The organism is Methylibium sp. Pch-M, assembly GCF_004136295.1.
Lineage (GTDB): Bacteria > Pseudomonadota > Gammaproteobacteria > Burkholderiales > Burkholderiaceae_C > Methylibium > Methylibium petroleiphilum.
The window spans coordinates 1,527,497-1,553,016 of the sequence record NZ_CP029606.1 but is presented as its reverse complement, the minus strand read 5'-3'; the positions used below and the strand labels follow the sequence as shown (position 1 = coordinate 1,553,016).

Genomic DNA, 25,520 nt, shown 5'->3' with positions numbered 1-25,520 from the left:
CGGCGGGCCTGCGGGCAGTGTAGGCAAAGCGTGCGGGGAAGTCTTTTCTTTGTGTGCCCGCTGGGGCATGCTTGGAGCAACGTTGTTGCTCAAATTTGCGAGGAAAGAAACGAATGGCATCGAAAAAGCAGACTTCAGGGCAAACCCGAATCGCCCGATCGCTGGCGCGGCCGGCTGCTGCAGCGGCCGCACCCGACCCGGCCGGCGACGACGCGCCGCACGCCGCGCTCGACCGCTACGACGTTGCGATCCTCGGCGCGCTGCAGCAGGACGCGCGGCTGTCGAACGCCGAGCTGGCCGCGCGCATCGGCCTGTCCACCGCGCCGACCTGGCGGCGCGTGAAGTGGCTGGAGACGCAGGGCTACATCCGCGGCTACCGTGCCGAGATCGACCGCCGCAAGATCGGCCTGGGCGTGCTGGCCTTCGTGCGCGTCGACGCCGAGCGCAACACGGCCGCGGCGACGCGCGCGCTGGAGGAGGCGATCCGCCGCATCCCGCAGGTCATCGCCTGCCACTACATCAGCGGATCGGGCACCTTCGAGCTGCAGGTCATGACGACCGACCTGGACGCCTTCTCGGCGCTGGCGCTGGAGACGCTGCTGAACCTGCCCAACTTCAAGGACCTGCACACCAGCTTCTCGCTCGGCGAGGTGAAGGCCGGCGCGGCGCTGCCGCTGCAGCACCTGGAGCGCGCCGGGCGCCACTGAGCACTCCCAGGGCGGGCTGCGCCCGGCCCGCCCCCCGCGGGGGTCCAGGAAACTCGGGGCGGCCCGGCGTTTCGTTGAGAGCCGGTCGCCGGCGCGCCCGCCGCGCGGCATCATCGGGCCGCGCACGGCCCCGGCCGGCGCCCCGGTCCCGCTTCAGGAGATGCGCTCATGGCCCTGCTCGCCGACACCGTGGTGGCGCTCGTCGCGCTGCTGCACGTCTACATCCTCGTGCTGGAGATGTTCCTGTGGGACAAGCCGGCCGGCCTGCGCGCCTTCGGCCAGACGCCGGAAGCGGCGGCGGCCTCCAAAGTGCTGGCCGCCAACCAGGGGCTCTACAACGGCTTCCTCGCCGCCGGCCTGTTCTGGGGCCTGAGCCTGGGCGACGCCGGCACCGGCGTGAAGGTCTTCTTCCTGCTGTGCGTGCTGGTGGCGGGCCTGTACGGTGCGGCCACCGCCAGCCGCAAGATCCTCTATGTGCAGGCGCTGCCGGCGGCGGTCGGGCTGGCGCTGCTGTGGCTGGCCGGTCGGTGAGCGACGCCGCGCCGTCGCTGCGCGAGCTGACGCGCCGCCACGCGCAGCCGGGACGGCTCGACGCCATCCTGCTGCGCCCGCAGCGCCGCGCGCCGGTGCAGGCGGTGGCGTCCGTGCAGGCGCTCGCCGGCCTCGGCCTGCAGGGCGACCGCAGCGCCACGGGGCGCGGCCTGGGCGGCAAGCGCCAGGTCACGCTGCTGCAGGCCGAGCACCTGCCGGTCATCGCCGCATTGGCGGGACGGCCGGAGGTGACGGCCGATGCGCTGCGCCGCAACCTCGTTGTGTCGGGCCTGAACCTGCTGGCCGCGCGCACGCTGTTCCGCGACCAGCCGCTGTGCCTGCGCATCGGCGCCGAGGTGCTGCTCGAGGTCAGCGGCCCCTGCGAGCCCTGCTCGCGCATGGAGGAGGCGCTCGGTCCGGGGGGCTACAGCGCGGTGCGCGGGCATGGCGGTGTCACCGCGCGGGTGCTGGCCGGTGGCATGCTGCACCTGGGCGACGCGGTGGTGTGCGAGTTCGCGCCACCCGGCGGATGACGACGACCGACGAGGAGGATGGCCGATGTTTCCCTGGTTCTGGCTCCACTGGGCGCCGCAGCTGCACTTTCCGCTGAGCGGTGCGGTCACGCAGGATCTCTTCAGCGGGATCCGCCCGACGGCCGGCGACGCCGACGTCGAACGCGCGGTGTTCGACGTGGCCAGCTACGGCAAGCAGCTCGGCTGGCTCAGCGAGGTGGTGCTCGGCCAGCAGCCCGACGCCACGCCGGAACGCGCGACGCAAGGGCAGGCCGCGCTGCGCCGCCTGCAGTCGCTGGCCGACGATGTGGCGATGATCAAGGACCGACAGCGTGGTGAGCGGCGCGAAGCAGCGGCAGCGGCGCTCGAGGCCCTGGCGCAGAGCGATCCCGAGGCGCTGGCGGCGCTGCTCGCCCGCCACGCGGCCCCGCCGGCCGTTCCGGCGCCACGGCGCCGCCAGCCGGCGCGAAGACGCACTCCGCGCGCGGCGGACTAAGCTCGGCACATGTCTCGCCTCCTGCCTGCCTTCCTGCGTGCGCTCGGCCTGGCCGCGCTTGTATTCCCCGGCGTCGTGGCCGCGGCGCCGCCGGCCGCTGCGCTGCCGCAGCGCAACCTGCTGGTCGAGGTGCGCCAGGGCGACGAGTCCCGCTTCACCGCCAGCGGCGGCGGCCTGCGCGACGGTGCGGTGACGGTGGGGCCGGACGGCCAGGTGTCCGGCCGCGCCGGCGTGACGCTCGAGTCGCGCAGCGGCGACCGATCGGGCGATGCGCAGCACCGGCTGCTCGTGCTCAACGGCGGTCAGGGCCTGCTGAACGTGGGCGCGTCGGTGCCGCTGACCTGGCTGGAGGTGGTGTGGACGCCCAGCGGCCCCGGCGCGATCGCCGGCAGCAGCTACGTCGACACCGGGCGCAGCGTCGCGGTGCGGCCCCGTTGGCCCGGCGGCGGCTCGCCGGTCACGGTGGAAGTGCGCACCGAGGCCAGCGCGCTGGCCTCCGGCGGCATGCCCTCGCGCTACGACTTCCGCGGCCAGCCCCAGCCCGAGGGCAGCATCGACCGCGCCGGCCTGCTGACCACGGTGCAGCTGCCGCTCGGCGAGTGGGTCACCGTCGCCAGCGACGGCGGCAGCGAGCGCCGCAGCGAACGCGGCGTGCTGTCCAGCGCCGAGATCGCGCGTGACCGGCGCTACGTGGTGCAGATGCGCGTCACGCTGCCCTGATCCCATCGACCCGCGGCGCCGACGCGCGGCACCGCTGCCGCGCTCAGCCCGCGGTACCGACGGCCAGCCGGTCCCGGCCGCCGCGCTTGGCCTCGTAGAGCGCGGCGTCTGCCGCGTCGGTGAGGGCCTTGGGCTCGATCGACTTGCCCGCCACCCGCACGGCCACGCCGATGCTCAGCGTCACCACGCCGTCGGTCGGCGACGCCGGGTGCTCGATCGCGGCGTCGCGCAGCGCCTGCAGGCAGCGCTGCGCGACGGCCCGCGCGCCATCGATCGATGTGCCCGGCAGCAGCACCGCGAACTCCTCGCCGCCGTAGCGCGCCACGATCTCGCCGCCGCGCCGCGCGCAAGCGGTGATGAGCTCGGCCACGCGGCGCAGGCAGTCGTCGCCGGCGGGGTGGCCGTAGCGGTCGTTGTAGAGCTTGAAGTGGTCGATGTCGATCATCAGCAGCGCCAGCGGCTGGCGTGCCCGCGCGCTGCGCGCCCACTCGCGGGCCAGGCAGTCGTCGAAATGGCGCCGGTTGCCCACCCCGGTCAGCGCATCGGTCGTCGACAGCTGCTGCAGCCGCGCGTGGGCCAGCTCGATCTCCGCCTCGGCCTCCTTGCGGCGCGTCACGTCGCGGTGCGTGCCGACCACCCGCAGCGGCTGCCCGTCCGCGCTGCGGTCGACGACCACCGCATGGCTCTGCACCCAGATCCAGTGGCCCGCGCGATGCCGCATGCGGTGCTCGCACTGGAAGGCCGGCGCCGCGCCGCCCAGGTGAGCCTGCAGCGCGGCCCGCACCTGCGGCCAGTCGTCGGGATGGATCAGCGTGCGCCAGTCGGTGGTGCGCGGCCCGGCCTCGTCGGCGGCATGCCCCAGCATCTCGAGTTCGCGCGCGTTCGCGGTCCAGGCGCTGGAGGGCACGTGGATGTCCCAGAGGCCGAGGTTGCCGCCGCGCAGCACCAGGTCCAGCAGCTCCGCGCTGCGCTGCCGCTCGCGCTGCGCCTCGGCCGAGGTCTGCGCCAGTTCGGCCGCCTGCTGCTGCGCCAGGCGCGTGTGCGCACGCAGCGCCAGCAGCGCCGCGGTCTGGCGTGCCAGGGCCTGCAGCGCCGCGGCCTGGGCCGGCGCCAGCATGCGTGGCTGCGTGTCGATGACGCACACCGTACCCATCGGCAGCCCGCCCTCCACGAGGATCGGTGCGCCGGCGTAGAAGCGGATGTGCGGCGGCCCGGTGACCAGCGGGTTGTCGGCGAAGCGCGGGTCGGCATGGGCATCCGGGATCGTGAACACCGCGTCCGGCTGCAGCAGCGCGTGGTCGCAGAAGGCCAGGTCGCGCGGGGTCTCCTGGGCCTCGAGGCCGACGCGGGCCTTGAACCACTGGCGTTCGGCGTCGACCAGCGAGATCAGCGCGATCGGCGCGCCGCAGATCTGCGAGGCCAGCGCCACGATGTCGTCGTAGGCGCCTTCGGGCAGGCTGTCGAGGATCTCGAAGCGGCGCAGGTGCGCCACACGATCGGCGTCGTTCTTGGCGCGGGCGGCGGGAACAGCGGGCATGTCGACGGACGGCCTGGCGGCCGGAGCATCACGACGATCGAGGATAGCCGGCGACGTGGCGCCTGTCGGCAAGCGCTTGCAACACCGGTCCGGCACCCGGGCAAACCCTTGCTGCGCCTATCGATCGGTGGCACACGGCTTGCGCCACGTCGAGCATGCACGTCTGTTCGCCCGACCCTGCCGCCCTGCCGCCCGCCTCGGCGGCGCCTCGGGCCGTGCCGCGCCACGACGGCACGCCGTGGCAGGACCGTCTCACGCTGCTGCTCGAATCGACCGGGGACGGCATCTTCGGCATCGACATCGACGGCTGCTGCACTTTCATGAACCGCGCCGCCGCCCAGGGTCTGGGCTACTGCACCGAAGAGGTGCTCGGCCGCAACATGCATGCGCTGATCCACCACTCGCACGGCAACGGTGCGCATTACGCCGAGGCGGACTGTCCGATCTTCAATGCCTTCCGCCGCGGGCTGCCGTGCCGCATCGACCATGAGGTGCTGTGGCGCGCCGACGGCAGCTCCTTTCAGGCCGAGTACTCGTCCTATCCCATCGTCGAGGCCGGCGCGGTGGTGGGTGCGGTGGTCACCTTCGTCGACATCACCGCGCGCAAGCAGGCCGAGGAGCAGCTGGTGCGCGCCAAGCGCGAGCTCGAACGCACCAACGACCGGCTGGAGCAGCGTGTCGCCGAGCGCACCCGCGCGCTCAGCGACGCGCTCGCGCAGCGGCGTCGGCTCTCGGCCTACCTGGAGACGGTGCGCGAAGAGGAGCGCACCCGCATCGCGCGCGAGATCCACGACGAGCTCGGCTCGCTGCTGGTGGCGCTCAAGATGGATGTCAACTGGCTCGAGAAACGTGTCGCCGACCGCACGCCGCTGGCCGCCAAGTGCGAAGGGATGGGCGCGTTGATCGACACCGCGGTCGACAAGGTCGGCCGCATCATCACCGACCTGCGGCCCAGCATCCTCGATCACCAGGGCCTGTGGGCCGCGCTGGAGTGGCAGGCCCAGGAGTGGCTGGAGAGCGCCGAGCTGGAGGCCGACATCCAGGTGCACGTGGCCGCCGGCGTCGCGCCGCCCGAGGGCGGGTCGGCGATCGCGGTGTTCCGCATCTTCCAGGAGCTGCTGTCGAACATCGCGCGGCACGCGAAGGCGCGTCGTGTCGGCATCCGCATCGTGGTCGATGCGCCGCCCGAGCCGGTGCTCTACCTCGATGTGCGCGACGATGGCGTCGGCACCACCCCCGAGGCGCTGAACGATCCGCGCAGCTACGGCGTGATGGGCATGCGCGAGCGCGCGGCGCATTTCGGCGGGCGCCTCACGATCGACAGTGCGCCCGGCCAGGGCACGCTGGTGCGGCTGGTGATGCCGCTCGCGCCGGAGGAGCGGCCATGATCCGCGTCGTCATCTGCGACGACCACGTGATCGTGCGCCAGGGCATCAAACAGATCCTGGCCGACGCCGGGGACATCGCGCTGGCCGGCGAGGCCGGCAACGGCCCCGACGCGATGGCCCTGGTGCGCGCCGGCGCCGCCGCCGGCACGCCGCCCGACGTGGTGCTGCTCGACATCGCGATGCCACAGCGCGACGGACTCGACGTGCTGAAGTCGCTGAAGGCCGAGTTCCCCAGGTTGCCGGTGCTGATGCTCAGCACCTATCCCGACCGGCAGTACGCGGTGCGCAGCCTCAAGCTCGGCGCGGCCGGCTACCTGAACAAGAGCGCCGACAGCGAGCAGATGATCGATGCCATCCGCCGGGTGGCGCAGGGCAAGCTCTTCATCACCCCCAGCGTCGCCGAGCAGCTGGCGGGCGCGGTGGGGGCCGGCATCGGCAGCAGGAAGGGCGGCGTCGGCGACGACGAGGCCCCGCTGCACGAGCGCCTGTCGCACCGCGAGTACCAGGTGTTCGGCCTGCTCGCGGCCGGCAAGAGCGTCGGCGAGATCGCCGAGCAGCTGGTGCTGTCGTCCAACACGGTGAGCACCTACCGCGCCCGCATCCTCGAGAAGACCGGGGTGCGCAACGACGTGGAGCTGGCGTTGTATGCAGTGCGGCAGGAGCTGATGCAGGTCTGACGGCGCGCGGCCGAGCGGCCGGCGACGGAGCGTGCGCTTGATCCAGGTCAGCCGCCGGCGAGTCGCGGCGCCGTTGCGCGCCGGCTGTGCGAGAGTGCGGCGTGTCCGATGCACTGGCCCGCGGGCCACCGACGCGCATGAAGCTCACCTTCCTCGGCGCCGCCGACACCGTCACCGGCTCGAAGCACCTGGTCGAGATGGGCGGCGCGCGCGTGCTGCTCGACTGCGGCCTGTTCCAGGGCTACAAGACGCTGCGTGAGCGCAACTGGGCGCCGCTGGCGGCGGCGCCGGCGCAGATCGACGCGGTGGTGCTGAGCCACGCCCACCTCGACCACTGCGGTTGGCTGCCGGTGCTGGTGAAGCAGGGCTTCAAGGGCCCGGTGTACGCCTCCGCCGCCACGCGCGACCTCGCCGAGGTGCTGCTGCTCGACAGCGCCCACCTGCAGGAGGAGGACGCACGCCGCGCCAACCGCGGCGGCTGGTCGCGCCATGCGCCGGCCCTGCCGCTGTACGGCGTGGCCGACGCCAAGCGCGCCATCGCCCGCATCGGCGTGGCCGTGGCCGGGCGCGGGGTGCGCGTCGGCGACGCCCGCATCGAGTTCACCCCCGCCGGCCACCTGCTGGGGGCGATGTCGGTGAGCGTGCGCGCGAACGGCCGCACGCTGGTGTTCTCGGGCGATCTCGGTCGCGGCGACGACCTGCTGATGCCCGCGCCGGGCCGCGTGGCGCAGGCCGATGTGCTGCTGATCGAGTCGACCTACGGCAACCGCCGCCATCCGCGAGACGACGTGCAGGCGCATCTGGGCGAGATCGTGCGCGCCACGGTGCGGCGCGGCGGCAGCGTGCTGCTGCCGTCGTTCGCCGTCGGCCGCGCGCAGGCCCTGCTGCTGGTGCTGCAGCGGCTCAAGGCGGCCGGCGAGATCCCGGCCGACCTGCCGCTATTCCTGGACAGCCCGATGGCGAGCACCGCGACCGCGCTGTACCAGCGCCACCGCAAGCTGCTGCGCATCACGCCGCGCGAGGCCGCCACGCTGACCGACGACGTGACGCTGGTCGCCGGGCCCGAGGCGTCCGAGCGCCTGACGCGCCAGCGCTGGCCCAAGGTCATCATCTCGGCCAGCGGCATGGCCACCGGCGGGCGCGTGCTGCACCACCTGAAGGCGCTGGCGCCCAACCCGCGCAACCACATCGTGTTCCCCGGCTTCCAGGTCGGCGGCACGCGCGGCGCGGCGCTGGTGGGCGGCGCGCGCGAAGTCAAGATCCACGGCGAGTACGTCGCGGTGAAGGCCGGCGTCAGCCACCTCGAAGGCTTCTCCGGCCATGCCGACGCCGACGGGCTGATGGACTGGCTGCGCGGCTTCGAGGCGCCGCCCGAGCGCTGCTTCGTCGTCCACGGCGAGCCGGCGGCGGCCGACATGCTGCGGCTGCGCATCCAGGACGAGCTGGGCTGGCGCGTGTCGGTGCCGGAACACGGCGCGGCGCTGGACCTGTGAGCGGGGTCACGCTGCCGGACGGTGCCCTCGGCCTCGCGGTGGCCCTCGGTGCCGGCCTGCTGATCGGCATCGAGCGCGAGCGCCGCAAGGGCCGCGGTCGGGACCGCGAAGCCGCGGGCCTGCGCAGCTTTGCCGTCGCGGCCGCCACCGGCGGCCTGGCGCAGTGGGTGCCGGTGCCGGGGCTGGTGATCGTCGGCGCCCTGCTGGTGGCCGGGCTGGCCGCGCTGTCGCACGCGAAGAGCCGTTCGCGCGATCCCGGTCTGACGACCGAGCTGGCGCTGTTCACCACCTACCTGATCGGCGTGCAGTCGGTCCTCTCGCCGGCCCTAGGGGCGGCCTGCGGTGCGGGGCTGGCGGTGCTGCTGGCGGCACGTGAACGCCTGCACCGCTTCGCAACCGAGCTGCTCAGCGAACAGGAGCTGCACGATGGGCTGCTGCTGACCGCGCTGGCGCTCATCGTGCTGCCCCTGATCCCGGCGCGACCGCTCGATGCCCTGGGAGGGATCGATCCCCGCCCGCTCGCCGCCCTGGTGCTGCTGATCCTGGCGATGCAGGCGGCAGGTCAGGTGGCGCTGCGTGCCCTGGGACCGCGTGGCGGCGTGCTGGCGGCCGGGCTGGTGTCGGGCTTCGTGTCGAGCACCGCCACGGTGGCCTCGCTCGGGGGCCGGGCGCGCGAGCGGCCCGAGCAGGCGGCGCTGCTGGCGGGTGGGGCGGTGTTGTCGGGTGTGGCCACCTGGCTGCAGGCATTGCTGATCAGCGTCCTGCTGTCGCCACCGGCCGCGGCGGCGCTGCTGCTGCCGGCGCTGGCCGGTGCGGCGGGCGCGTTGGCGGTCGGGCTGGTGTCGTTGCGCACGGCCGGGGTGGTGCACGCACCCCCGGCGGGCCCGCCGCGCAGCGCGCTGCGACCGCGGGAAGCTCTCGCGGTGGCACTGACGCTCGGCCTGGTCGCGCTGCTGGTGGGCAATGCGCAACGTCACTACGGCGATGTCGGACTGGAGCTGAGCGTGGTGCTCGCCGCGCTGGTCGATGCGCATGCGCCGATCGCATCGCTGGCCGCGCTGCACGCGGCGGGCGAACTGCCGACCGCGGCCCTGCTGCACGGCGTTCTGCTCGCCGTCAGCGCCAACACGGTGACGCGCTGCGGTGTGGCGATGGTGGCCGGAGGTCGTGCCTACGCACTGCGCGTCGGGCTGGCGTTGACCGTCAGCCTGACGCTCGCCTGGAGCGTCGCGTGGTGGTGAGCCGTCAGGTGCGATGGACCGCGCGGTCGGCCTGCTGCTGGCAGTCCAGGCAGTGGCGGGCCTCGGGCAGCGCACGAAGCCGCGGCAGACCGATCGGCTCGCCGCAGCGCTCGCAGTGACCGTAGCTGCCGGTGTTCAGCCGCTGCAGCGCGGCGCTCACCTCGTCGAGCTCGCGCTGCCAGTGGCTGATCAGCGTGATGTCGAGCTCGTCTTCGGCGTCGGCCGCCGCGCCTTCGCTGCCGGCGACGAAGGTGTTGCCGGTGGCCGCCGCGGGCTCGAGCAGCCGGGCGCGGTGGGCCCGCAGCTCGTCGCGCAGCCGGGCCTCGCGGGCCAGCAGGTCGTCGCGGAGGTCCGCGCAGGGTCGGGTGTTCATGCGGAGGGCCCTCGAGATTTCAATGCAGCATCAGCAGCGGCAGATTGCTGCGCACCATCACGCCCCGGGTCTGCGAGCCGAACAGCCACTCGCCGAACAGTCCGCGACCGTGCGTCACCATCACGATCAGATCGCAGCCGCGCTGGCGTGCGGCGTCCGCAATGGCGGCGTCGATCTCGTGGGCCTGCGCGAAGCAGCCTTCGAACGGAATGCCGGCGTCGCTGGCGCGCCGCTCGAACGCCGACAGCACGCCGCGCGCGTGCTCGGCCGCGACCTGGGCGTGGGTCTCCAGGTCGCGCAGGTAGCGGGCCGCGCTGTGGGTCGAACCCGCGGGGGGTGTCGGCGGCTCGGCGATGAACGCGGTGATCGACGCGCCGAGCTGGCGGGCGAAGTCGATGCTCGCCTGCATCGCGCGTTCCGACAGCGCGCTGCCGTCGACGGGAACCAGAAGGTGCTTGAACATGAGAAGGTGCCTCGATCGGAAGCCCGCCATTCATTCCAGTCTAGGAGCCGCGACGGCGCCCGGACTTGTCCAGGATCAAGTGCAGAGCCCGCGGGCGCGGGGTCCCTCGGTCGGCGTGCTTGATGCAGCGCAAGCCACGGCGCGGGGGGCTGGCTAGAGTGTTCCGGACGCGCACGGAGCGCGAGCAAGGAATCGGAGGTACTCCATGCGCCCGACGCTGACGACTCTTCGGACGGTGGGCTCCGGCGCGCCTCGCGGCGTCGGCCCCGCCGGGCTCCAGGAACCGACCCGCAGCCTGTTGCGGCACCGCTTGATCGACCTGGAGCGCCGTCTGGTGGACATGGCCGAGACGATCACCACCCGCCTGTGCGATCGTGCGGCCATCACCGCATCCGCCGCGCTGCGGCCCGACGCGGTCGTGCTCGGCGAGGTGCGCGCGGCGCTTGCCCGGTTCGAGACCGGGCGCTATGGCCATTGCGTCGAATGCGGCGCACCGATCGAGCCGGCGCGCCTGATCGAGCGGCCACACGCCGGCCGCTGCGAGGATTGCGAGCACGAGCACCATGCCGGGCGTGCGGCCTGTTCATGAACAGCCGCGGTCCGCGGCCTCGGGCCGGGTGAGCGGCGCGAAGGCCCGCTGGCGCCGCACGGCGGGCGCGGCGGCGCTTGCCGCGGCCGGTGCGTCAGTGCTGCTGACGTCGTGTGCCCACCCGAAGGCGCCCGATGCGGACCCGCCGCGCCTGCCGCCGGCGAGCTTCGCGCCGGCCCTGCGGCAGGGCCTGTCGGCGGCGGTGGGCGTGTTCGGTGTCGGCCTGGAGTATTCGGCCGCCGAACTGCAGACGCCCGAGGTCCGGCGCCGCGTCGGCGCGGGACGCGTGGCCGACCGCATCGGCGCCGGTTTCGTGATCTCCGGCGCCGAGGGCCTGATCGTCACGGCCTCGCATGCGGTGGCCGGCAGCCAGCGCATCGCGGTGCGGCTGCCCGACCGGCGCATCGTCGCCGCCACGCTGGTGGGCGAGGACGAGATGGCCGACATCGCGCTGCTGCGTGTGCCGCTCGTGCTCCCGGAGCCGCCGCCGCAGGGCCGTTCGGCGGCGCTGCGGCCGGGCGACTGGGTGCTGGCGGTGGGTGAGCCCTACGGACTGAACCGGTCGGTGGTGGCCGGCATCGTCGGGGGGACCGACCGTCATTTCGCGGAGGACCAGGAGCTGCTGTTCATCCAGAGCGACCTCGCCCTCAACCCGGGCAATTCGGGCGGACCGCTGCTCGACGGCAGCGGCGCGATCGTCGGCATGAACACCCGCACCGTCGTCGGCTCCGAGGGCTCCGGCGGCGTGAGCCTGTCGATCCCGATCGAGATCGTGATGCAGATCGTCGGCGAGCTGCGCGACCAGGGTCACGTTGCCCGGCCTCGGCTGGGCGCCGAGTTCGACGACGTGGCGCCCTTCGTCGCGCTGGACGCACGCCGGGCCTATGCGTCCGGGGCGCGCGTCGGCGAGGTCGGGCCGGACTCGCTGGCCGAGCGCATCGGCCTGCAGGCGGGCGACATCATCGTCGGCATGAACGGCCGTCCCATCGGCCACAGCGGCGACCTGGCGCGGGCGCTGCTGGCCTGGCGCTCGGTCAGCGGCACGACGCTGACCGTGTTCCGCGGGCAGGCCTACCTGGAGCTGCGCCTGCAGTAGGCTGCCGTGTAGGGCCTCCCCTACAAAACATCGCCGCCGCGCACGATCGCGCGTGGAACGCGCCGTCCCTAGCATCGATCCCGAGCCACAACGCAAGGGGTGCCCGATGAGTGATGCGCGCGATATCGACCCGTACGATGCCGACCGGCCGCTGCTGATGCGGTGCAGCTGCGGCCGCCACGGCTCTGCCGCCGAGCACGCGGCCGACGACGCCAGCACCGAGCTGCGCCGCCGCAGCGAGACGGCCGACTTCGAGGCCGACTCGAATGCCTTCGTCGAGGCCACGCTGGTGAAGGCGCTGTTCCCGCAGGACGCGGTGCGGCGCCGCTTCCTGCGCGCGGTGGGCAAGGGCACGGCGATGGCGGCCATTGCCAGCGTGCTGCCGATCGCCCCGCTGCAGGCCCTGGCGCAGGCCGCCGCGGTGCCCGAGAAGAAGGACCTGAAGATCGGCTTCATCCCGATCACCTGCGCCACGCCGCTGATCATGGCCCACCCGCTGGGCTTCTATTCGAAGCAGGGCCTCAACGTGCAGGTGGTCAAGACGGCCGGCTGGGCGCTGATCCGCGACAAGATGCTCAACAAGGAGTACGACGCCACGCACTTCCTGAGCCCGATGCCGCTGGCCATCAGCATGGGCGTGGGTTCCAACGCCACGCCGATGAACGTGGCGACGATCCAGAACACCAACGGCCAGGCGATCACGCTGCACGTCAAGCACAAGGACAGGCGCGACCCGAAGGACTGGAAGGGCTTCAAGTTCGCGGTGCCGTTCGAGTACTCGATGCACAACTTCCTGCTGCGCTACTACGTGGCCGAGGCCGGGCTGGACCCGGACCGCGACATCCAGATCCGCGTGGTGCCGCCGCCGGAGATGGTGGCCAACTTGCGCGCCGGCAACATCGACGGCTACCTCGGCCCGGACCCGTTCAACCAGCGCGCGGTGTTCGAGGAGGTGGGTTTCCTGCACCTGCTGACCAAGGACCTGTGGAACGGCCATCCGTGCTGCGCCTTCGGCACCAGCACCGAGTTCATCCAGCAGAACCCCAACACCTTCGCGGCGCTCTACCGCGCGGTGCTCACCGCCGCGGCGATGGCGCGCAAGCCCGAGAACCGCGAGCTGATCGCCAAGGTGATCTCGCCGCAGGCCTACCTGAACCAGCCCGAGACGGTGGTGGCGCAGGTGCTGACCGGCCGGTTCGCCGACGGCCTGGGCAACGTGAGGAACGTGCCCGACCGCGCCGACTTCGACCCCATCCCCTGGCAGAGCATGGCCGTGTGGATGCTCACGCAGATGAAGCGCTGGGGCTACGTGAAGGGCGACGTGAACTACCGGCAGATCGCCGAGAAGGTGTTCCTGCTGACCGACGCCAGGAAGACGATGAAGCAGCTCGACCAGAAGGTGCCCGACGGCGCGTACCCGAAGTTCACCATCATGGGCAAGGTGTTCGACCCCGAGCAGCCCGAGCCCTACCTCGGCAGCTTCGCGATCAAGCGCACCTGAGCGGATCGGACGGCCATGAACGGAACCCGTTCGCTCGACCTGCGCGCCGGCCTGCTGTCTGCGCTGATCCTCGTGCTGCTGCTGACCGTGTGGCAGCTCGCCACGCGGCCGGCGGCGGGCAGTGCGGCGGCGCCGGCTGCGACGATGACGCCGGAACAGATCGAGTACGCCCGCCTGCTCGGCAAGGAGCCGGGGGCCGAGGCCGGCCCGACCGCCGGCCGCTCCGGCTTCCCGACACCGGCCCAGCTCGGCAGCAAGGTGGTCGAGCACCTGTCGCGCCCGTTCTACGACAACGGCCCGAACGACAAGGGGATCGGCCTGCAGCTCGCCTATTCGCTGGGGCGGGTGGGGCTGGGCTTCGCGCTGGCGGCCCTGGTCGCGATCCCGCTGGGCTTCCTGATCGGCATGAGCCCGCTGGTCTACCGAGCGCTCGATCCGTTCATCCAGGTGCTCAAGCCGATCTCGCCGCTGGCCTGGATGCCGCTGGCGCTCTACACCATCAAGGACTCGTCGATCAGCGGCATCTTCGTGATCTTCATCTGCTCGGTCTGGCCGATGTTGATCAACACCGCCTTCGGCGTGGCCGGCGTGCGGCGCGAATGGCTCAACGTGGCCAGGACGCTGGAGGTGAGCCCGTTGCGCAAGGCCTTCGAGGTGATCCTCCCGGCGGCGGCGCCCACCATCCTGACGGGCATGCGCATCAGCATGGGCATCGCCTGGCTGGTGATCGTGGCGGCCGAGATGCTGGTCGGCGGCACCGGCATCGGCTACTTCGTGTGGAACGAGTGGAACAACCTGTCGCTCACCAACGTGATCTTCGCCATCCTGGTGATCGGCGTGGTCGGCATGCTGCTGGACCTGCTGTTCGCGCGGGCGCAGAAGGCGGTGACGTATGTGGACTGATGCGGCTGCTTCGGTGCGGGGCCCGAGGGCGGCGGACTGCCCCTCGCTGCACTGTGCTGCTCGCCAGCGCAGCGACAGCGGCCCTGCCCACGCCCTTGCCGGCTCGGTATCGGCAAGCCCGGCGCCCAAGACTGGCCCATGCCCATGAACTCACCCACCCCTTTCCTCAAGATCGAGGGCCTGGCCAAGACCTACCCCGGCTCCACCGAACCGGTGTTCGACAGCGTCAACTTCGGCATCGCGAAGGGCGAGTTCGTCTGCATCGTCGGCCACAGCGGCTGCGGCAAGACCACGATCCTCAACGTGCTCGCGGGCCTGGAGCAGGCGAGCGCCGGCCACGTGTTCATGGACGGCCGCGAGGTCGCAGGACCGAGCCTCGAGCGTGGCGTGGTCTTCCAGGGCCATGCGCTGATGCCCTGGCTCAGCGTGCGCCGCAACATCGCCTTCGCAGTGCGCAGCAAGTGGCCCGACTGGGCCGCGTCGCAGGTCGAGGCGCAGGTCGAGAAGTACGTGACGATGGTCGGCCTGGGGCATGCCATCGACAAGAAGCCGTCGGCCCTGTCGGGCGGCATGAAGCAGCGCGTGGGCATCGCGCGCGCCTTCGCGATCGAACCCAAGATGCTGCTGCTCGACGAACCCTTCGGTGCGCTCGACGCGCTGACGCGCGGCAGCATCCAGGACGAACTGCTGAAGATCTGCGCCGAGACGCACCAGACCGTCTTCATGATCACGCACGACGTCGACGAGGCCATCCTGCTGGCCGACAAGATCCTGCTGATGAGCAACGGCCCGCAAGCGCGGGTGGCGGAAATCGTGCGCAACACCATGCCGCGCGACCGCCAGCGCGCCACGCTGCACCACGACCCGCAGTACTACCGCATCCGCAACCATCTGGTCGATTTCCTGGTGGCGCGATCGAAGGACCTGGCGCACGGTCGTGCGCCGGCGTATCCACCCGACGTGCATCCGGGCGTCGATGCCTCGCCGGAGGCCGACACCGAACCCGCCGCGCTGGTCACCGGCGTGGCCTCGCCGAACCGAGTGCCGCTGCAGCGGGTGGTGTGAGCGACGTCATCCACTCGTCCACGCGCGCCCTCGATCACCCCTCCCTTTGTCCCACCCCACCGGAGCACGCCATGAGCCGTCTCGAAGTCACTGAAAAGATCGTCGCCACCAAGGTGGCCAAGGGCCTGAAGTGGTCCGATATCGCCGCCAAGGTCGGCCTCAGCAAGGAATGGACGACGGCGGCCTGCCTCGGCCAGATGACGCTGACCAAGGAGCAGGCCGGCATCGTCGGCGAGATCTTCAGCCTCAGCGATGCCGAGCAGAAGTGGCTGATGGTGGTGCCCTACAAGGGCTCGCTGCCCACCACCGTGCCCACCGACCCGCTGATCTACCGCTTCTACGAACTGGTCAGCGTGTACGGCACGACCTTCAAGGAGCTGATCCACGAGGAGTTCGGCGACGGCATCATGAGCGCGATCGACTTCAAGATGGACCTGCAGCGCGAGTCCGACCCGAAGGGCGACCGCGTGTCGATCACGATGTCCGGCAAGTTCCTGCCGTACAAGACCTATTGAGGGTTCCCCCCGTTGCGGCGTCTCCTCCACACGAAGGCGCGTCCCGTCACCCTTGCCATCAGACCCCGCTCATGACCACCGAGACCCGACCGCCCGTTCCGCCCTTCACCGTGGAGAGCGCAATCCGGAAGGTGCGCCTGGCCGAGGACGCCTGGAACACCCGCGATCCCGACGTGGTGGTGCGCGTCTACACCGAGGACACGCGCTGGCGCAACCGAAGCGAGTTCCCGTTCGGCCGCGAACAGGTGCGTGCCTTCCTGCAGCGCAAGTGGGCCAAGGAGCTGGACTACCGGCTGATCAAGGAGCTGTGGGCCTGCGACGGCCCGCGCATCGCGGTGCGCTTCGCCTACGAATGGCGCGACGACTCGGGCCAGTGGTTCCGCAGCTACGGCAACGAGAACTGGGAGTTCACGCCGCAAGGCCTGATGGCACGCCGCTACGCGAGCATCAACGACCTGCCGATCGCGGAGGGCCAGCGTCTCTTCAAGTGGCCGCTCGGACGGCGCCCCGACGATCACGCCGGCTTGAGCGAACTGGGGCTCTGACGCGGCGGCGTCGCTCGCGGGCGCCGCGCGTTCAGCGGGGTGGCGGCGCCTCGGTCGGGAAGTGGCGCCCGGTCCATTCCTTCATGCCGCCGTCCACATAGCTCACGTTGGTGTAGCCCTGCGCCTGCAGCATCGCGGCCAGCTTGCTGGAGCGGTTCTGCGTGCGGCAGATCAGCAGCACCGGCCGGGCCGGGTCGCGCGGGATCTCGGACTGCCGCTCCTTGATCTGGCTCAGCGGCAGGCGCAGCGCCCCCGGGGCGATGCCGGTCGCGGCGTGCTCGTCCGGTTCGCGGATGTCGATCAGCAGGGCCTGGCCGGCGGCCGCGGCGGTGCGCGCCGTTTCCAGGTCGACCTTCGGTGCGGCCGGCAGCGCCTGCGCGCGGGTGGCGGCCGGCAGGGTCAGCACGGCGCAGGCCGCCGCCTGCAACAGCGCGCGCCGTGCGATGCGGGTGTGCGAACTCGGGGTCGGGGTCATGGCGCCTCCTGATCGGCCTTGCGCTGGCGCCACAGCTTACGCCTGCGCGGACGGCGGGCGCGGCACCAGTTCGCGCTGCACGGCCAGGGCGGTGGCGCGCGGCACGATCGGGCGGCCGCGCGCCTCCAGGTGGGCGCGCGTGAACGCGGCACCGAACAGCAGGATCAGCGACGAGTAGTTGACCCACACCAGCAGCAGCACCAGCGAGCCGGCCGCGCCGTAGGCCGAGCCGGTGGCGGTGTGGGTGAGGTAGAGCGCGATCAGCGAGCGCCCGATCGTGAACAACCCCGCGGTGACGGCTGCGCCCATCCACACGTCGCGCCAAGCCAGCACCACGTCGGGCAGGATGCGGAACATCGCGGCGAACAGCAGCGTCACCACCCCCAGCGACAGGCCGATGTCCAGCAGGCCCAGCGTCCACGCCGGCACCGGCAGCCAGGCCTCGGCGAACACCATCACCGCACGCACCGCCACGCTGAGCAGCAGCGAGACCAGCAGCACGAAGCCGATCGCCAGCACCACCGTGAGCGACAGCACGCGGCTCTTGATCAGCAGCAGCAGCGTGTTGCGTGAGGGGCTGGGCGCGACCGACCAGATCGCGTTGAGCGACTTCTGCAGCTGCGCGAATACCGTGGTCGCGCCCAGCAGGATCAGCCCGAAGCCCAGCAGCGTGGGCCACAGGCCGTTGCGCTCGAAGCGCGCGCCGGCCACCGCCGACTGCACGAAGCCGGCGGCCTGCGCGCCGATCACGGCCTCGAGCTGCGCCATCAGCTGGCCCTGCGCGGCCTGCTCGCCGAGCACCAGGCCGATGACCGCGATCGCGACGATGACCACCGGCGCGATCGAGAACACCGTGAAGAAAGCCAGCGCCGCGGCGTACACGAAGGCCTGGCTGTCGAGCCAGTAGCGGGCCGCGCTGCGGACGACGGCGAACCAGTCGCGGAGGAGCTCGGGCATGGGCGCATTGTGCCGCCGTGCCCGGGCACCGGCCCGGCCTACATCACGGTGGCGTGCGGATGCAGCGGGTGGTCCAGCGTGTCGGCGATCAGCCGCAGCGCGGCGTCGCAGTCCTCGCGCGTCAGCGGGCCGCCGAGGCAGATGCGCACCGCGTCCGGCGGATCGCCGTCGGTCGAGAAGGCGGCGCTGGCCACCACGCCGACGCCCTGGGTGCGCAGGTAGGACGCGAACTCCACCGTGCTCCACGACGAGGACAGCGGCAGCCAGAGGTGGAAGCCCTCCGGCTGCGCCTGCACCGCGTGGCGCGCCAGGTGGCGGGCCGCCATCGCCTGCCTGGCGATCGACTCGTTGCGGATCGCCTGCAGCATCGCCTGCGCGCTGCCGTCGACGACCCAGCGGGTGGCCAGCGCATTGGTCACCGGCGACGCCATCACCGTGGTGGCGCGCAGCGCGCCGGCCAGCCGCTGGGCCTGGCGCTCGCTGGGTGCGCTGACGTAGGCGGTGCGCAGGCCCGCGCCGAGGCACTTGCTGAAGCCGGTGACGTAGTAGGTGAGCTCCGGCGCCAGCAGCGCCAGCGGCGGCGGCACCTCGCGCGGCAGCATCGAGTAGGCGTCGTCCTCGATGATCGGTACGCTGTAGCGCAGCGCGATGTCGGCCAGCGCCTCGCGCCGCCGCTTCGAGGTGGTGAGCGTGGTCGGGTTCAGCAGTGTCGGGTTGCAGTACAGCGCCCTGGGCTTGAGGGTCTTGCAGGCCTGTTCGAAGTCGGCCGCGCTCGGGCCTTCGTCGTCGAGCGCCAGCGCGTGCAGCTGCACGCCGAGCTGGGTGGCGATCGCCTTGATACCCGGGTAGGTGAGCGACTCCACGCACACCAGCTCGCCCGGCCGCGCCAGCTGCGACACCAGCGCGGCCAGCGCGCTGTGGATGCCGGGGCAGACCAGCACGCGCTCGGCGCTGCCGTCCGGCAAACGGTGGCGCAGCCACTGCACTGCGGCGTCCTTGTCCTCGGGCGAGCCGCCGAAGTCCTGGTAGCGCATCAGCGTGTACAGGTCGCTGCGGGCCATCAGCTCGCGGGCGCTGTCGCGCAGGCGCTCGACCAGCGCCGGGTCCTCGGGCTCCGGCGGCAGGTTCATCGTCATCTCCGCGCCGCTGCCGCCGCGCAGCGGCACGGCCGGGCTGCGCCCGCGCACGTAGGTGCCCATGCCGGGGCGCGAATCGATCAGCCCGCGCTTGCGGGCCTCGCCGTAGGCCCGCGCCACGGTCGTGTAGTTGAGCCGCAGGCTGTCGGCCAGCTGGCGCAGCGTGGGCAGGCGCTCCTGCGCGCCGAGCCGGCCGGTGCGCAGGTCCTCGGCGATCAGGTCGGCGATCAGCAGGTAGGCGGGCCGGTCGCTGCCCTCGAGTCGGCGCAGCCAGTGCTGCATGGGTTTGGCGGCGGCCATGGGATTGGAGGGCAAGGGCAGGCGGTCGGGATGGGGCATTGATTGCATCGTTCGTGCCATCACCGGGTTGCCAGCGGCGAGCGACGGCGCCCAGGCGCGGTGCGCCGCAGGCCGTTGATCGGAGGCATTGATCGCATCGCGGCGCCTCACGCCGGTGCGTGCATCCCCCTGAGGAAAAGGGGCATTGCCACGCTCCGGCGTGCCCTCAAAAAAAAGGGGGGCGACGGCGACCGCACGGCGGCTTCTTGATCGCTCCTTGATCGCATCGCCGGGCTGCGCGGCGGGGCTGCCGTGGCACACCGCGTGCAAAGAACGGGCTGCGCTCAGCGCCTTTGATTCCTCCTTCGACCCTGTCAACCGCCAACCGCCAACGGAGTCCGCCATGCCCAAAGTCACCCGCCCCGCCAACGAGAAAGGCGAGTTCCTCGTCGACTACGAAGAGAAGGTCTTCGAGGACGTGAAGGCCGCCCCGGGCGAGAAGGCCCTGGTCACCTTCCACACCGTCGCCTTCGAAGGCTCGATCGGCTTCGTCAACCTGCTGCAGGCCACGCGGCTGCAGCGCAAGGGCTTCGAGACCTCGGTGCTGCTCTACGGCCCCGGCGTGACGCTGGGTGTCAAGCGCGGCTTCCCGACGCTGGGCGACGAGGCCTTCCCCGGCCACCAGAACTTCAACAACCAGATCGCCAAGTTCATCGCCGAGGGCGGCAAGGTCTACGCCTGCCGCTTCGCGCTGCAGGCGCTGTACGGCCACGGCGAGGGCGCGCTGATCGAGGGCATCCGCCCGATCAGTCCGCTGGACGTGCTGGACATCATCCTGCTGCACCGCAAGGCCGACGCCTTCATTCTCGACACCTGGACACTTTGATGACGTCCACCCCCGTTGCGGCTGCGCCGCTCCCCCTCGAGGGGGCGACGCCAGTGGCCCGGCCTGCGCCTTCGCGTTGCGGCGCAGTGGAGTCGTCGAGATGAGCGCTCCTCGCATCGTCCGCGCCGCGGCGGTCCAGATCGCGCCCGACCTCGAGCGGCCCGAGGGCACGCTCGAGCGCGTGCTCGCGGCCATCGACGAGGCGGCCGGACGCGGCGCGCGGATCGTGGTGTTCCCCGAGACGTTCGTCCCCTACTACCCCTACTTCTCCTTCGTGCTGCCGCCGGTGCTGCAGGGCGCGCCGCACCTGCGGCTGATGGAGCACGCGGTGGGGGTGCCCGGGCCGGTCACGCAGGCGGTCGGCGAGCGGGCCCGCGCGCGCGGCATCGTCGTCGTGCTCGGCGTCAACGAGCGCGACCACGGCAGCCTCTACAACACCCAGCTGGTGTTCGACGCCGACGGCGCGCTGATCCTGAAGCGCCGCAAGATCACACCGACCTACCACGAGCGCATGGTCTGGGGCCAGGGCGACGGCGCCGGGCTGAAGGTGGTGGACAGCGCGGTCGGCCGCATCGGCGCGCTGGCCTGCTGGGAGCACTACAACCCGCTGGCCCGCTACGCGCTGATGACGCAGCACGAGGAGATCCACTGCGCGCAGTTCCCCGGCTCGATGGTCGGGCAGATCTTCGCCGACCAGATGGCGGTGACGATCCGTCACCACGCGCTGGAGTCGGGCTGCTTCGTGATCAACGCGACCGGCTGGCTCACCGATGCGCAGATCGCGGCCATCACGCCCGACCCGGGCCTGCAGAAGGCGTTGCGCGGCGGCTGCCACACCGCCATCGTCTCGCCCGAAGGCAAAGACCTGTGCGCGCCGCTGACCGAAGGCGAGGGCATCGTCGTCGCCGACCTCGACATGGCGCTGATCGCCAAGCGCAAACGCATGATGGACTCGGTGGGCCACTACGCGCGCCCCGAGCTGCTGAGCCTCCTGATCGACGACCGACCGGCCACGACCTCGACGTCGATGACCGCGGCCGCCATCGCCCCTGCCGTTCCCGCGACCTTCCGGAGTTCCGCCCATGAGCACGCCGCCCCTCAGCATCGCACCGCCCCTGTCGCCGGAGAGCCGCCGGCTGATGACCGAGCTGCAGTCCTTCGGGTTGCGGCTGGCTGAGCCCGGCTCGCCGAACGCCGGCGTCGCCAGCCGGCGCGGCGGCGCCGGGCCGTCGGACCACAAGGCGGTGACGGTGGACGGCCACACGATCATGGTGCCGGTGCACACCCAGGGCGCCTGGGCCTCGCCCTTCGTCGCCGAGGCGCCCGACGCCGGCGGCACGAGCCGGCTGACGCGCGGCAGCATCCCGATCGCGCGCATCGCCTTCCCGAAGGCGCCGCGCTTCTACGCGCTGCAGACCTTCGACGGCGTGCCGTACTCGCACATCGCCACGCTGCACGGCGCCGACGTGCTGGCGACCACGGTGCTGCAGACCTGCATCCGCTACGAGAGCCGGCGCAAGACCTGCAAGTTCTGCGCGATCGGCCAGAGCCTCGCGGCCGGCCGCACGGTGGCGCACAAGACGCCCGAGCAACTGGCCGAGGTGGCGCGCGCCGCGGTGCTGCTCGACGGCGTGAAGCACATGGTCATGACCACCGGTACGCCGCCGACGCCGGACCGCGGCGCGCAGATCCTGTGCGACAGCGCCTTCGCGATCCGCGCGGCGGTCGACCTGCCGATCCAGGCGCAGTGCGAGCCGCCCGACACCGACCGGTGGTTCGCGCGCATGCAGGCCGCCGGCATCGACACGCTGGGCATGCACCTGGAGGTGGTCACGCCCGCGCTGCGCGAGCAGCTGATGCCGGGCAAGGCCACGGTGCCGGTCGAGCGCTACCTGGAGAGCTTCGAGGCGGCGGTCGGCGTGTTCGGCCGTGGCCAGGTGTCGACCTACATCCTGGCCGGCCTGGGCGACACGCGCGAGGCCATCCTCGCGATCGCCGAGAAGCTGGTGGCGCTGGGCGTCTACCCCTTCGTCGTGCCCTTCGTGCCGATCAGCGGCACGCCGCTGGAAGACCACGCGCCGCCGAGCCCCGAGTTCATGCGCTCGGTGCTGGAGCCGCTGGGCGCGCTGGTCAGCGCCGGCGGGCTGCGCTCGGCCGACATCAAGGCGGGTTGCGGCAAGTGCGGCGCGTGCTCGTCGTTGTCGGTCTACGAATCATGATGCGCACCGCTCCCACGGCCCCCGAGCCGATGTGCGACCTGCCCACCGCCTTCACCCCCTGCGAGTTCCGCGTCAAGTGGGCCGACGGTGCCTGGGAGATCAACGAGGCGCGGCGCCTGCGCCGCCTGGTGTTCTGCATCGAGCAGGGCCTGTTCGGCGGCGGCGACGACATCGACGCGATCGATGCGCATGCGCAGCCGCTGGTGGCGCTGTCCTGTGTGGGCGGCATGAGCGACCAGGTGGTCGGCACGGTGCGCATCCATCCTGGACAGGACGAGGGCGACGAGGGCGTGTGGTGGGGCTCGCGCCTCGCGGTGCACCCGGCTTTCCGCAGCCACGGCCGACTCGGCGCGACACTGATCCGGCTGGCGGTGAGCAGCGCACGCGCGCGCGGCGCACACCTCTTCCTGGCGCACGTGCAGGCGCAGAACCGCCCGCTGTTCGAGCGGCTGCACTGGCAGTGGCTGAAGGACGAGACGCTGCACGGCCGCCCGCACGGCCTGATGCAGGCCGATCTGGCGCAGTACCCGCCCTGCCACGATCCGCTGACCGGCTACGTGGCGCAGAGCCGGGTCCGCGCCTGACGGGGGCCGCATGGAGGATGCAATGCTGGGCCAGGGGGGGCTCGACGGGCTCGCCTCGGCGTTGCTGCGCGGGCGCGGCTTCGCACACAAGCGCGACATCAGCGACGTGGTGTCGGCGCTGTCGGCCGCGCTGCCCGGCGGCACCGCCGCGCTGGGCCAGGCGGTGGGCGTCGGCGACGACTGCGCGGCGATCCCCGACGGCGAGGGCGGCTACCTGCTGTTCGCGATCGAGGGCTTCGTCGACGACTTCGTGCAGCGCATGCCCTGGTTCGCCGGCTACTGCGGCGTGATGGTCAACGTGAGCGACATCTGCGCGATGGGCGGGCGGCCGGTCGCCGTGGTCGACGCGCTGTGGAGCCGCGGCATGGAGCCCGGCCGGCAGGTGCTCGAGGGCCTGGCGGCCGCCTCGCAGCGCTATGGCGTGCCGATCGTCGGCGGCCACAGCAACAACCAGGCGGTCGGCGGCCAGCTCGCGGTGGCGATCCTCGGCCGGGCGAAGACGCTGCTGACGAGCTTCAATGCCCGCCCCGGCGACACACTGGTGATGGCGATCGACCTGCGCGGCGCCTACCAGGAGCCCAACCCCTACTGGGACGCGTCGACGAGCGCGCCGGCCGAGCGCCTGCGCGCCGACCTCGAGCTGCTGCCGGCGCTGGCCGAGAGCGGCCTGTGCGATGCGGCCAAGGACATCAGCATGGCCGGCGCCGTGGGCACGGCACTGATGCTGCTGGAGTGCTCGCAGGTCGGCGGCGTGATCGATGTGCAGGCGATCCCGCGCCCGCCCGGCGTGCCGCTGCTGCGCTGGCTGCAGTCCTTTCCGAGCTACGGCTACGTGTTCAGCGTGCGGCCGGCGCAGGTGGCCGCGGTGGCGCGGCATTTCGAGTCGCAGGGCATCGCCTGTGCCGCGGTCGGCGAGGTCACGGCGACCCCGCAGCTGCATCTGCGCGACGGCGAGACGAGCGCGCTGCTGTGGGACCTGGCGGCGCAACCCTTCATCGGCGCGCGAGCCGTCGCGCCGCGGGAGCCGGCCCATGTCTAGCCGTCGCCTGCGCATCGGCCTGCTGACCCATTCGGTCCATCCGCGCGGTGGCGTCATCCACACGCTGGAACTGGCCGATGCATTGCACGAGGCCGGCCACGAGGTGACGGTGATGGCGCCGGCGCTGCCCGGGCAGGCGCTGTTCCGCACGCCGCGTTGCGTGGTCGAACTGGTGCCGGTGGCGCCGGCGCCGACCGATCTGGCGAGCATGGTCGCGTCGCGCCGCGACGCCTGCATCGACCATCTCGCGCCGCGGCTGGAGCGCGGGCGTGGCTGGGACGTGCTGCACGCCCAGGATGGCATCGGCGGCAACGCGCTCGCGACGCTGCAGGAGCGCGGCCTGATCGACGGCTTCGTGCGCACCGTGCACCACCTCGACCGCTTCGACGACGCGCGCGTGATGGCGTGGCAGGAACGCGCCTTCCTGCGCGCGCGCCAGGTGCTGTGCGTCAGCCAGACCTGGTGCGACACGCTGCAGCGTGAGCATGGCGTGGCCGCGGCGCTGGTGCACAACGGCGTCGACCTGCGGCGCTACGGCCGCCAGCCCGGCGCGGCCGATGCGCGCGTGCGGCGCCGCTTCGGCCTGCGCGCCGGCGCCGCCCACGACGCGCCGGTCTACCTGGCGGTGGGGGGCATCGAGGAGCGCAAGAACACGGTGCGCGTGCTGCAGGCCTTTGCGGTCCTGCGGACGCGGCAGCCGCAGGCGCAGCTGGTGATCGCCGGCGGTGCCAGCCTGCTCGACCACGACCGCTATGCGCGCGAGTTCACCGACGCGCTGGCCGCCAGCGGCCTGCGCGTCGGGCCGGGGGCCGACGTGGTGATCACCGGCACCGTCGCCGACGACGAGATGCCGGCGCTGTTCCGTGCCGCCGACGTGCTGGTGATGGCCTCGCTGCGCGAGGGCTTCGGCCTGGTGGTGCTGGAGGCGCTGGCCTGCGGCACGCCGGTGGTGGTGTCGCGCCAGGCGCCGTTCACCGAGTACCTGCCGGCCGACGAACGGCACGGCGAGGCCTGCTGGGCCGACCCGCTGAATCCGCTGTCGATCGCCGACGCGATGGCGCGGGCCTGCGAACCGGAGCGCGCGGAAGCGCTGGCCCGGGCCGTGCCCGAGGTCTGCCGGCGCTACAGCTGGACGGCCAGCGCCGCACGCCACGTCGCGCTGTACCGCGCGATGCGGGCGCTGGTCGGGCATGGCCTGCCGCTCGCCGCGGCGCTGCCCACCGAACCGGCCGCGATGGACGCCGCCCCTGTCGCTTCCTGACCTCACGTTTCCTGGAGATTCGCCCCATGCCCGCGATGCATTTCCACCTGCGCTGGCCCGATCGCAGCGAGACGCGCTGCTACTCGCCGTCGCTGGTGATCAAGGACTACCTCGTCCCCGGCAGCCGCTATCCGCTGCCGGAGTTCCTGGCCCGCAGCCGCGAAGCGCTGCACATCGCCTCCGAGCGAGTGCGTGCCAAGTTCGGCTACGCCTGCTCGATGGCGATGGACCAGCTGGCGCAGATCGAGGCCACCGCCGAGCGCTTCGACGCGCAGGCCGAGGTGGAAGTGCTGCGCTTCGACGAAGCCTGACCCGAGCCAGAAGGACCCACG

29 protein-coding genes are annotated in these 25,520 nt (G+C 72.2%); 23 read left to right on the top strand and 6 right to left on the bottom strand.

Annotated features, from left to right (window positions below):
* Window positions 1–113: 113 nt before the first annotated feature.
* The 5 genes from C1M51_RS07415 to C1M51_RS07395 all read left to right on the top strand — a co-directional run bounded on the left by C1M51_RS07415 (window position 114) and on the right by C1M51_RS07395 (window position 2,966).
* The gene (locus tag C1M51_RS07415) at window positions 114–707 is read left to right on the top strand and encodes an Lrp/AsnC family transcriptional regulator (protein ID WP_129448881.1); all 594 of its coding nucleotides are present in this window, start codon (window positions 114–116) and stop codon (window positions 705–707) included.
* A gap of 168 nt (window positions 708–875) precedes the next feature.
* Window positions 876–1,238 (top strand): DUF1304 domain-containing protein, encoded by a 363-nt coding sequence (locus C1M51_RS07410; RefSeq protein ID WP_129448880.1) that lies wholly within the window; start codon window positions 876–878, stop codon window positions 1,236–1,238.
* Window positions 1,235–1,771, top strand: a complete 537-nt coding sequence (locus C1M51_RS07405; protein WP_129448879.1) for an MOSC domain-containing protein — start codon at window positions 1,235–1,237, stop codon at window positions 1,769–1,771. Before C1M51_RS07410 ends, C1M51_RS07405 begins: the two co-directional genes overlap by 4 nt.
* A gap of 25 nt (window positions 1,772–1,796) precedes the next feature.
* Complete coding sequence (locus C1M51_RS19060) at window positions 1,797–2,246, top strand: hypothetical protein (RefSeq protein ID WP_207207812.1); 450 nt, start codon at window positions 1,797–1,799, stop codon at window positions 2,244–2,246.
* A 9-nt stretch (window positions 2,247–2,255) separates the two neighbouring features.
* Window positions 2,256–2,966: a hypothetical protein gene (locus tag C1M51_RS07395; protein ID WP_129448878.1), complete on the top strand. Its 711-nt coding sequence runs from the start codon at window positions 2,256–2,258 to the stop codon at window positions 2,964–2,966.
* Window positions 2,967–3,009: 43 nt separating this feature from the next.
* On the opposite strand, the gene C1M51_RS07390 is transcribed toward C1M51_RS07395, so the two are convergent.
* Window positions 3,010–4,503, bottom strand: a complete 1,494-nt coding sequence (locus C1M51_RS07390) for a diguanylate cyclase domain-containing protein (RefSeq protein ID WP_129448877.1) — start codon at window positions 4,501–4,503, stop codon at window positions 3,010–3,012.
* Between the two features lie 155 nt (window positions 4,504–4,658).
* Here C1M51_RS07390 and C1M51_RS07385 point away from each other — a divergent pair, with 155 nt between their 5' ends.
* From C1M51_RS07385 to C1M51_RS07370, 4 genes are all read left to right on the top strand, one after another.
* A complete protein-coding gene (locus C1M51_RS07385; RefSeq protein WP_129448876.1) occupies window positions 4,659–5,891 on the top strand; it encodes a PAS domain-containing sensor histidine kinase in 1,233 nt (410 codons plus the stop codon).
* Window positions 5,888–6,568 (top strand): response regulator transcription factor, encoded by a 681-nt coding sequence (locus C1M51_RS07380; protein WP_036235314.1) that lies wholly within the window; start codon window positions 5,888–5,890, stop codon window positions 6,566–6,568. The genes C1M51_RS07385 and C1M51_RS07380 overlap by 4 nt, the downstream gene beginning before the upstream one ends.
* Before the next feature lie 137 nt (window positions 6,569–6,705).
* On the top strand, window positions 6,706–8,061 hold the full coding sequence (locus C1M51_RS07375; protein WP_129452121.1) for an MBL fold metallo-hydrolase RNA specificity domain-containing protein: 1,356 nt from the start codon (window positions 6,706–6,708) through the stop codon (window positions 8,059–8,061).
* Complete coding sequence (locus C1M51_RS07370; protein WP_129448875.1) at window positions 8,058–9,302, top strand: DUF4010 domain-containing protein; 1,245 nt, start codon at window positions 8,058–8,060, stop codon at window positions 9,300–9,302. Before C1M51_RS07375 ends, C1M51_RS07370 begins: the two co-directional genes overlap by 4 nt.
* A 4-nt stretch (window positions 9,303–9,306) precedes the next feature.
* Here the strand turns inward: C1M51_RS07370 and C1M51_RS07365 are convergent, their stop codons facing one another.
* Both C1M51_RS07365 and C1M51_RS07360 read right to left on the bottom strand, forming a co-directional pair.
* The gene (locus tag C1M51_RS07365) at window positions 9,307–9,675 is read right to left on the bottom strand and encodes a TraR/DksA family transcriptional regulator (RefSeq protein WP_129448874.1); all 369 of its coding nucleotides are present in this window, start codon (window positions 9,673–9,675) and stop codon (window positions 9,307–9,309) included.
* Window positions 9,676–9,694: 19 nt separating this feature from the next.
* Window positions 9,695–10,138 (bottom strand): universal stress protein, encoded by a 444-nt coding sequence (locus C1M51_RS07360; RefSeq protein ID WP_129448873.1) that lies wholly within the window; start codon window positions 10,136–10,138, stop codon window positions 9,695–9,697.
* A gap of 205 nt (window positions 10,139–10,343) precedes the next feature.
* On the opposite strand from C1M51_RS07360, the gene C1M51_RS07355 reads away from it, so the two are divergent.
* The 7 genes from C1M51_RS07355 (at window position 10,344) to C1M51_RS07325 (ending at window position 16,352) form a co-directional block, all read left to right on the top strand.
* On the top strand, window positions 10,344–10,727 hold the full coding sequence (locus tag C1M51_RS07355) for a TraR/DksA C4-type zinc finger protein (protein WP_129448872.1): 384 nt from the start codon (window positions 10,344–10,346) through the stop codon (window positions 10,725–10,727).
* A 97-nt stretch (window positions 10,728–10,824) separates the two neighbouring features.
* Window positions 10,825–11,823 (top strand): S1C family serine protease, encoded by a 999-nt coding sequence (locus tag C1M51_RS07350; protein WP_165349657.1) that lies wholly within the window; start codon window positions 10,825–10,827, stop codon window positions 11,821–11,823.
* Between the two features lie 106 nt (window positions 11,824–11,929).
* Window positions 11,930–13,324 (top strand): CmpA/NrtA family ABC transporter substrate-binding protein, encoded by a 1,395-nt coding sequence (locus C1M51_RS07345; RefSeq protein ID WP_129448870.1) that lies wholly within the window; start codon window positions 11,930–11,932, stop codon window positions 13,322–13,324.
* Window positions 13,325–13,339: 15 nt separating this feature from the next.
* A complete protein-coding gene (ntrB, locus tag C1M51_RS07340) occupies window positions 13,340–14,227 on the top strand; it encodes a nitrate ABC transporter permease (RefSeq protein ID WP_129448869.1) in 888 nt (295 codons plus the stop codon).
* A 138-nt stretch (window positions 14,228–14,365) separates the two neighbouring features.
* Entirely contained in the window at window positions 14,366–15,292 is a 927-nt protein-coding gene (locus C1M51_RS07335; protein ID WP_129448868.1) for an ABC transporter ATP-binding protein, read from the top strand.
* 71 nt (window positions 15,293–15,363) lie between these two features.
* Window positions 15,364–15,807 (top strand): cyanase, encoded by a 444-nt coding sequence (cynS, locus tag C1M51_RS07330; protein ID WP_129448867.1) that lies wholly within the window; start codon window positions 15,364–15,366, stop codon window positions 15,805–15,807.
* Window positions 15,808–15,878: 71 nt separating this feature from the next.
* On the top strand, window positions 15,879–16,352 hold the full coding sequence (locus tag C1M51_RS07325) for a nuclear transport factor 2 family protein (protein ID WP_129448866.1): 474 nt from the start codon (window positions 15,879–15,881) through the stop codon (window positions 16,350–16,352).
* A gap of 31 nt (window positions 16,353–16,383) precedes the next feature.
* On the opposite strand, the gene C1M51_RS07320 is transcribed toward C1M51_RS07325, so the two are convergent.
* From C1M51_RS07320 to C1M51_RS07310, 3 genes are read right to left on the bottom strand one after another with little or no spacing between them, the layout of a single operon-like run.
* A complete protein-coding gene (locus C1M51_RS07320; RefSeq protein WP_129448865.1) occupies window positions 16,384–16,827 on the bottom strand; it encodes a rhodanese-like domain-containing protein in 444 nt (147 codons plus the stop codon).
* A 36-nt stretch (window positions 16,828–16,863) separates the two neighbouring features.
* Window positions 16,864–17,784 carry a YihY/virulence factor BrkB family protein gene (locus tag C1M51_RS07315; RefSeq protein ID WP_129448864.1) on the bottom strand — a complete coding sequence of 307 codons (921 nt, stop codon included), beginning with the start codon at window positions 17,782–17,784 and terminating at the stop codon, window positions 16,864–16,866.
* Between the two features lie 38 nt (window positions 17,785–17,822).
* Entirely contained in the window at window positions 17,823–19,220 is a 1,398-nt protein-coding gene (locus C1M51_RS07310) for a PLP-dependent aminotransferase family protein (protein WP_207207833.1), read from the bottom strand.
* Window positions 19,221–19,602: 382 nt separating this feature from the next.
* Here C1M51_RS07310 and C1M51_RS07305 point away from each other — a divergent pair, with 382 nt between their 5' ends.
* The 7 genes from C1M51_RS07305 to C1M51_RS07275 all read left to right on the top strand — a co-directional run bounded on the left by C1M51_RS07305 (window position 19,603) and on the right by C1M51_RS07275 (window position 25,499).
* Window positions 19,603–20,085 carry an MSMEG_0572/Sll0783 family nitrogen starvation response protein gene (locus C1M51_RS07305; protein ID WP_011831052.1) on the top strand — a complete coding sequence of 161 codons (483 nt, stop codon included), beginning with the start codon at window positions 19,603–19,605 and terminating at the stop codon, window positions 20,083–20,085.
* Window positions 20,086–20,185: 100 nt separating this feature from the next.
* A complete protein-coding gene (locus C1M51_RS07300; RefSeq protein WP_129448863.1) occupies window positions 20,186–21,262 on the top strand; it encodes a Nit6803 family nitrilase in 1,077 nt (358 codons plus the stop codon).
* A complete protein-coding gene (locus C1M51_RS07295) occupies window positions 21,225–22,304 on the top strand; it encodes an MSMEG_0568 family radical SAM protein (protein ID WP_129452119.1) in 1,080 nt (359 codons plus the stop codon). The genes C1M51_RS07300 and C1M51_RS07295 overlap by 38 nt, the downstream gene beginning before the upstream one ends.
* On the top strand, window positions 22,301–22,888 hold the full coding sequence (locus tag C1M51_RS07290; protein WP_207207811.1) for an MSMEG_0567/Sll0786 family nitrogen starvation N-acetyltransferase: 588 nt from the start codon (window positions 22,301–22,303) through the stop codon (window positions 22,886–22,888). Before C1M51_RS07295 ends, C1M51_RS07290 begins: the two co-directional genes overlap by 4 nt.
* Before the next feature lie 10 nt (window positions 22,889–22,898).
* Window positions 22,899–23,927: a sll0787 family AIR synthase-like protein gene (locus C1M51_RS07285; RefSeq protein ID WP_129448861.1), complete on the top strand. Its 1,029-nt coding sequence runs from the start codon at window positions 22,899–22,901 to the stop codon at window positions 23,925–23,927.
* Window positions 23,920–25,188: an MSMEG_0565 family glycosyltransferase gene (locus tag C1M51_RS07280; RefSeq protein WP_129448860.1), complete on the top strand. Its 1,269-nt coding sequence runs from the start codon at window positions 23,920–23,922 to the stop codon at window positions 25,186–25,188. The genes C1M51_RS07285 and C1M51_RS07280 overlap by 8 nt, the downstream gene beginning before the upstream one ends.
* Before the next feature lie 26 nt (window positions 25,189–25,214).
* Complete coding sequence (locus tag C1M51_RS07275; protein WP_129448859.1) at window positions 25,215–25,499, top strand: MSMEG_0570 family nitrogen starvation response protein; 285 nt, start codon at window positions 25,215–25,217, stop codon at window positions 25,497–25,499.
* The last annotated feature ends 21 nt before the right edge of the window (window positions 25,500–25,520 follow it).

What these genes read in the sequence shown, in the direction of transcription:
- C1M51_RS07415 (WP_129448881.1), top strand. Translation starts at nt 114, where the DNA reads ATGGCATCGAAAAAGCAGACTTCAGGGCAAACCCGAATCGCCCGATCG.
- C1M51_RS07410 (WP_129448880.1), top strand. Translation starts at nt 876, where the DNA reads ATGGCCCTGCTCGCCGACACCGTGGTGGCGCTCGTCGCGCTGCTGCAC.
- C1M51_RS19060 (WP_207207812.1), top strand. Translation starts at nt 1,797, where the DNA reads ATGTTTCCCTGGTTCTGGCTCCACTGGGCGCCGCAGCTGCACTTTCCG.
- C1M51_RS07395 (WP_129448878.1), top strand. Translation starts at nt 2,256, where the DNA reads ATGTCTCGCCTCCTGCCTGCCTTCCTGCGTGCGCTCGGCCTGGCCGCG.
- C1M51_RS07390 (WP_129448877.1), bottom strand. Translation starts at nt 4,503, where the DNA reads ATGCCCGCTGTTCCCGCCGCCCGCGCCAAGAACGACGCCGATCGTGTG.
- C1M51_RS07385 (WP_129448876.1), top strand. Translation starts at nt 4,659, where the DNA reads ATGCACGTCTGTTCGCCCGACCCTGCCGCCCTGCCGCCCGCCTCGGCG.
- C1M51_RS07380 (WP_036235314.1), top strand. Translation starts at nt 5,888, where the DNA reads ATGATCCGCGTCGTCATCTGCGACGACCACGTGATCGTGCGCCAGGGC.
- C1M51_RS07375 (WP_129452121.1), top strand. Translation starts at nt 6,706, where the DNA reads ATGAAGCTCACCTTCCTCGGCGCCGCCGACACCGTCACCGGCTCGAAG.
- C1M51_RS07365 (WP_129448874.1), bottom strand. Translation starts at nt 9,675, where the DNA reads ATGAACACCCGACCCTGCGCGGACCTCCGCGACGACCTGCTGGCCCGC.
- C1M51_RS07360 (WP_129448873.1), bottom strand. Translation starts at nt 10,138, where the DNA reads ATGTTCAAGCACCTTCTGGTTCCCGTCGACGGCAGCGCGCTGTCGGAA.
- C1M51_RS07355 (WP_129448872.1), top strand. Translation starts at nt 10,344, where the DNA reads ATGCGCCCGACGCTGACGACTCTTCGGACGGTGGGCTCCGGCGCGCCT.
- C1M51_RS07345 (WP_129448870.1), top strand. Translation starts at nt 11,930, where the DNA reads ATGAGTGATGCGCGCGATATCGACCCGTACGATGCCGACCGGCCGCTG.
- ntrB (WP_129448869.1), top strand. Translation starts at nt 13,340, where the DNA reads ATGAACGGAACCCGTTCGCTCGACCTGCGCGCCGGCCTGCTGTCTGCG.
- C1M51_RS07335 (WP_129448868.1), top strand. Translation starts at nt 14,366, where the DNA reads ATGCCCATGAACTCACCCACCCCTTTCCTCAAGATCGAGGGCCTGGCC.
- cynS (WP_129448867.1), top strand. Translation starts at nt 15,364, where the DNA reads ATGAGCCGTCTCGAAGTCACTGAAAAGATCGTCGCCACCAAGGTGGCC.
- C1M51_RS07325 (WP_129448866.1), top strand. Translation starts at nt 15,879, where the DNA reads ATGACCACCGAGACCCGACCGCCCGTTCCGCCCTTCACCGTGGAGAGC.
- C1M51_RS07320 (WP_129448865.1), bottom strand. Translation starts at nt 16,827, where the DNA reads ATGACCCCGACCCCGAGTTCGCACACCCGCATCGCACGGCGCGCGCTG.
- C1M51_RS07315 (WP_129448864.1), bottom strand. Translation starts at nt 17,784, where the DNA reads ATGCCCGAGCTCCTCCGCGACTGGTTCGCCGTCGTCCGCAGCGCGGCC.
- C1M51_RS07310 (WP_207207833.1), bottom strand. Translation starts at nt 19,220, where the DNA reads ATGGCCGCCGCCAAACCCATGCAGCACTGGCTGCGCCGACTCGAGGGC.
- C1M51_RS07305 (WP_011831052.1), top strand. Translation starts at nt 19,603, where the DNA reads ATGCCCAAAGTCACCCGCCCCGCCAACGAGAAAGGCGAGTTCCTCGTC.
- C1M51_RS07300 (WP_129448863.1), top strand. Translation starts at nt 20,186, where the DNA reads ATGAGCGCTCCTCGCATCGTCCGCGCCGCGGCGGTCCAGATCGCGCCC.
- C1M51_RS07295 (WP_129452119.1), top strand. Translation starts at nt 21,225, where the DNA reads ATGACCGAGCTGCAGTCCTTCGGGTTGCGGCTGGCTGAGCCCGGCTCG.
- C1M51_RS07290 (WP_207207811.1), top strand. Translation starts at nt 22,301, where the DNA reads ATGATGCGCACCGCTCCCACGGCCCCCGAGCCGATGTGCGACCTGCCC.
- C1M51_RS07285 (WP_129448861.1), top strand. Translation starts at nt 22,899, where the DNA reads ATGGAGGATGCAATGCTGGGCCAGGGGGGGCTCGACGGGCTCGCCTCG.
- C1M51_RS07280 (WP_129448860.1), top strand. Translation starts at nt 23,920, where the DNA reads ATGTCTAGCCGTCGCCTGCGCATCGGCCTGCTGACCCATTCGGTCCAT.
- C1M51_RS07275 (WP_129448859.1), top strand. Translation starts at nt 25,215, where the DNA reads ATGCCCGCGATGCATTTCCACCTGCGCTGGCCCGATCGCAGCGAGACG.